Below are 236 nucleotides of genomic sequence, written 5' to 3' on the forward strand. Positions count from 1 at the left end.
GCGCCGAGCGCGGCTTCCGCAGCCTTGCCGGTAATCTTCTTCGCGCGCAGATCGACCAGCATCACGTGGCTTTCGGTGCGGCCCGAGACGATGCGCAGGCCGCGCTTCACCAGCGTTTCCGCCAGCACGCGAGCGTTTTCGACAACGTGCTGCTGATACGTCTTGAACTCCGGCGACAGCGCTTCTTTGAATGCGACAGCCTTGCCGGCGATCACATGCATCAGCGGACCGCCCTG

The 236-nt window shown here is 64.0% G+C and carries 1 pseudogene; it reads right to left on the reverse strand.

The features are described 5' to 3' along the window. Positions 1–236: pseudogene (gene glyA, locus SB822_RS61005) on the reverse strand (serine hydroxymethyltransferase); the annotation flags it as partial.

It is taken from the genome of Paraburkholderia sp. SIMBA_054 (assembly GCF_046534875.1).
GTDB lineage: Bacteria > Pseudomonadota > Gammaproteobacteria > Burkholderiales > Burkholderiaceae > Paraburkholderia > Paraburkholderia hospita.